Annotated in this window: 2 protein-coding genes; both read left to right on the plus strand. The window is 42.6% G+C overall.

Features of this window, described 5'->3' with window-relative positions:
* Positions 1–36: 36 nt before the first annotated feature.
* Positions 37–3,276: a TonB-dependent receptor gene (locus tag QZY09_RS02875; RefSeq protein ID WP_295667836.1), complete on the plus strand. Its 3,240-nt coding sequence runs from the start codon at positions 37–39 to the stop codon at positions 3,274–3,276.
* A 28-nt stretch (positions 3,277–3,304) separates the two neighbouring features.
* On the plus strand, positions 3,305–4,115 hold an 811-nt coding region (locus tag QZY09_RS02880; protein WP_295667838.1), incomplete at its 3' end, for a RagB/SusD family nutrient uptake outer membrane protein.

The following is a 4,115-nucleotide window of genomic DNA, read 5'->3' on the forward strand; positions in this document are numbered from 1 at the left end:
GCTATTGAAATTGTAAACCCAATTAATTAATAAATTATGAAAATAACCAGACTTAAATTGCCCGGCCGTATTGGCCGACAGGTGCTGTTTTTACTACTGTTGCTCTTAAGCAGCCAGTTTGTAAATGCACAATCCCCGGTAGCGGGAACCGTTAAGGACGAAACAGGCCAGCCACTGCCGGGGGTTACCGTGCAGATAAAAGGCAAAACCGCAGCCGTAGGTACTGATGTGAATGGTACATTTACCATTAGCGCGAGCAAAACAGATGTACTTCACATTAGCTTTGTGGGCTATGTTGCTAAAGATATTTTAGTAGGCGACCAAACTAAACTTAGTGTAAGCCTGGAGCCTGAAGCTAAAAACCTGGACGAAGTAATTGTTACCGGTTATACCAAGCAGTCGAAACATGATGTTACCGGAGCGGCTTCAACCGTAAAGGGCAGCGTGATACAACAAACGCCTGTAACCAGCCTTGAAGGCGCTTTGGAAGGCCGCGTTGCAGGCGTCGTAGTTGATGGCCAGGGTGGCCCCGGTAACACGGCATCTATACGCATACGCGGTATCGGAACATTAGGTGATAATGACCCCTTATATGTTATAGATGGTGTACAGGTAAGAATTGGGCCTGCAAGTGAAGATATTTCGAACTTGCTCAATCCAAATGATATTGAATCAGTTACTGTTTTAAAAGATCCGTCATTAACAGGCCTTTATGGCTCACGTGGTGATAATGGTGTAATTGTTATAACTACAAAATCGGGCAAAATAGGTGCACCACAGTTGCAGTATGACGGCTATGTAGGCTATGAAAATCCGAAGAACCTGCCTAAAACCATTACGCCGCAGCAACAGGCCGATGCACTTTATGCATCGTATAAAAATTCGGGAGTGGCTATCCCAACTTCAGTTTCTTCATTTTATGGCACCGGAACCACGCCGGTTTTGCCCGATTATATTATTGAAAATGATAATGGAAGCGGAAATATTGGTGTAAGCACAGGTAACGCGTTGGCTAATCCATCATTATATAATCAGGATAACTATCGCATACTTAAGGCCAATAAAACAGGGACAAACTGGTGGGATGTATTGTTTAACCCATCGTTAACTCAAAATCATAACTTGTCTTTAAGCGGGGCTACCGACAAAAGCAATTATGCGGTTACAATGGGTTATTTGAATGATAAAGGTACTTTGCTCAACTCTTATTTTCAACGCTACTCCTTTAGGGTAAACACTCAATTTAAAATAAAGCCATGGTTGCGTTTTGGCGAAAACATAGAAGCCTCTTTCACCTCTCAAAACACTACTAACCGCGGCGCTACAAATGATATACAGGAATTGTATATGTTATCGCCGCTGTTACCTCAATATGATATACAGGGAAATGTTTCCGGTACAAACCATGCGCTTATTTTAGGTAATACAGGTAATCCTTTCAATGACAGGGTAAATTCAAAAACAAATAAAAGCTATGCGCAATCAATAGTTGGTTCGGCTTATGGCGAAGCTGATATTATAAAGGGGCTGACGTATACTAACCAGATCGGGTTTCAGTTATATCCAACAGAATACCATGGTTATTCTCCTGTGCAACCACAAGAGCCAATACCGGGTACCACCAACATTTTTACAGAAGGTGGTGATTATACTACGGACTGGCGCTGGTTAAATAAGCTATCGTACACTACTACTATAAATAAAGTACATGATATTAGCGCGTTTGTAGGATATGAGGCTAGTGAGAATGTTGAACGCAGTTACGGTGGTGAAGCTTACGGTATACTTTATCCGTCTGTTAATACGGAATATTTAGGTAGTGGTACCAGTTTTCCGGGCATCCCGGTTTTTGGCGGCGGAGATAAATCTACAAGCCTTTCCACATTTGGCAATATAACCTATTCGTACATGGATAAATACCTGTTTACCGCCACAGGCAGGCGCGACGGCAGCTCGAAATTTGGCCCTGATAATGTATACGGGAATTTCGGCGCGTTAAGTGCAGGCTGGCGCATTTCACAGGAAAATTTCCTGAAAAATGTGACCTGGCTGAGTGATCTTAAGTTGAGGGCTTCTTATGGTACCTCAGGAAATGACGAGATACCATCCAGCGCTTATCTCTCTTTACTTGAGACCGGAACTTTTGGTAATTATGACCTAGGGGGCACAAATACTACTTCGCTCAACGGCTATTACCTATACCAGGCAGGTAACCCAACCTTGCAATGGGAACAAAATAAAACCACCAACATTGGGTTCGATGCGGCATTTTTTCATAATAGCTTATCAGCGTCATTTAACTGGTTTAACAGGGCAACCAATAAGTTGCTTTATGCGCCGCCAACTCCCGGAACTTTGGGTTCAGCAATATCGCCATTGGAAAATATAATGAATTTTACCAATAAGGGTATTGAGTTGGAGTTGAATTACAATAACCATTTTGGCGATGTTAAATACAGCATGGGCTTTAATATAGCAACTGATAAAAATAATATCAATTATATTGATGGGCTTCCCGGTGCATTCTTCCAGCAGGGCGTTATAGGTTCTAACGGTGCCAATTATCTTAACCGTGATGAAGTTGGGCATTCGGTCGGAGAGTTTTACGGTTATGTTTACGAAGGACTTTATCGTAGCCCGTCAGACGTAACGAGCCACGCCACTGAAGACGCATTAGGAATAACATCAGCTAACGCTTTGGGCCATGTGATGTATAAAGATCGAACTGGCGACGGTAAGGTAGATCCGAGCGACGAAACCTATTTGGGCAGCCCGATACCTAAATTTACATACGGTTATAACTTAGATGTTAATTACAAAAATTTGGATATTGGCATATTTTTCCAGGGCTCGTACGGCAATAAGATATATAATTATGCAAAGGAGTTGCAGCTATATCCTAACGCGAACGGTACAGGTGTAGGCGGTTTGGTGCAGGGAGCTTTAGATACCTGGAGCCCAACAAATCCAAACGCTACTTTACCCATTTTTGCACAGAACTCAACTGCCCAGGACATTCAACCTTCCAGCTTTTTTATTGAAAGCGGTTCATACCTGAGGCTTAAAACTGCAACAGTAGGTTATACATTCAATAAGTTAAAGGGAATTAAAAAGCTTAGGGTGTATGCGCAGGCATTTAACCTGCTCACTATTACCAAATACTCTGGCATGGATCCGGAAGTTAACGACGGAACCCCAAACAACATGGGAATAGATTACGGTACAGCTTATCCTATTACACAAAAATTCCTGATCGGTGTAAACCTGGGTCTATAAATTGATCATCATTAATTTGAAAAAAGACATGAAAAAAATATTTCCTATAGCAGGTTTGATCTCAATGACGTTATTGGGAGCCTGCAAAAAAAGTTTCCTTGAGGTTCCTCCGCAGGGCAACGCATTAACCATTAATAATCTTTATAATAAAACAGGTGTTCAGCAACTATTGATCGGCGCTTACCACGATCTTACCGGTATCGACGTAAAAAGTACCTGGTGGGGAACGTCGGGCACTAACTGGGTTTATGGTGATATAACCTCGGGCGACGCTTATTTGGGTGGAGCTGCGGGAAGCCCACCACACCAGGTACCCGATTGTTTTAATATCGAAAATTATCAGCCATTGGCCACAAGCGGTTTTCTTGATGATAAATGGACCGCGGTTTATGACGGTGTGGCGAGAGCCAATTCGGTTATACTTGCAGCCAGCCATGCAACCGATATGACCGATGCTGAAAAAAATGAAGCTATTGGTGAAGCGCGTTTCCTTCGCGGCCATTTTCATTTTGAAGCCAAAGAAATGTGGAACAACGTGCCTTATGTAGATGAGAACACGGTAAACTTTAACGCGCTTACAAATACTGCCGACATATGGCCGCAAATAGAAGCTGATTTCCAATTTGGTTACGCTAATATGAACGAAAAACAACCGCTTGCCGGCCAGGCAAACAAATGGGCAGCAGCTTGTTATTTGGCTAAAGCCTATATGTTTGAGCATAAATTCGCTGATGCAAAAGCTTTATTAGCCACTATTATTGCCCAGGGAACGAATGCCCAGGGTGTGAAATATGCGTTGACACCTAATTATCACGATAATTTTGATGTGGGTACGGAGA

The sequence above is a fragment of the uncultured Mucilaginibacter sp. genome (assembly GCF_903913935.1).
In the GTDB taxonomy this organism is placed as follows: domain Bacteria; phylum Bacteroidota; class Bacteroidia; order Sphingobacteriales; family Sphingobacteriaceae; genus Mucilaginibacter.

Bases quoted from the DNA above. Each gene is read 5' to 3' on its own strand.
- QZY09_RS02875 (WP_295667836.1), top strand. From the start codon at position 37: ATGAAAATAACCAGACTTAAATTGCCCGGCCGTATTGGCCGACAGGTG.